Raw genomic sequence first — 311 nt, 5'->3', positions numbered from 1 at the left:
GCGAAGAACCCACTGGGTACCTGCGCTGCTTTGCTGCCGTCGCTCACATCAAGCTCGGTGTACGGGTTACCGTTGAGGAGCAGCTCGGCGAGGGTGTCGGCGCGCACCTCGTCGAGGGTGCGCGCTGGTGCCACTTGATCGGCCAGGCTCGGCGCCGGCTCTGCCGCCTGGTCTGCCTGGCCCGCCTGGCTGGCCTCGCCTGCCTGCTCAGCCGCTTGGGGGGCAGCAGCCCGGGCGGCGGCCTCGCGGGCGGCGTCTTCACGTGCGGCGGCCTGCCGTTCAGCCTCGACCGTGACGACCTCGACGGTCCA

1 pseudogene is annotated in these 311 nt (G+C 72.0%); it reads right to left on the bottom strand.

The features are described from left to right. Positions 1-311 (bottom strand): annotated as a pseudogene (locus tag ACXR2W_RS14195) (hypothetical protein); the annotation flags it as partial.

The sequence above is a fragment of the Leucobacter faecis genome, from assembly GCF_054456695.2.
This window is presented reverse-complemented; position numbering and strand designations above follow the sequence as displayed.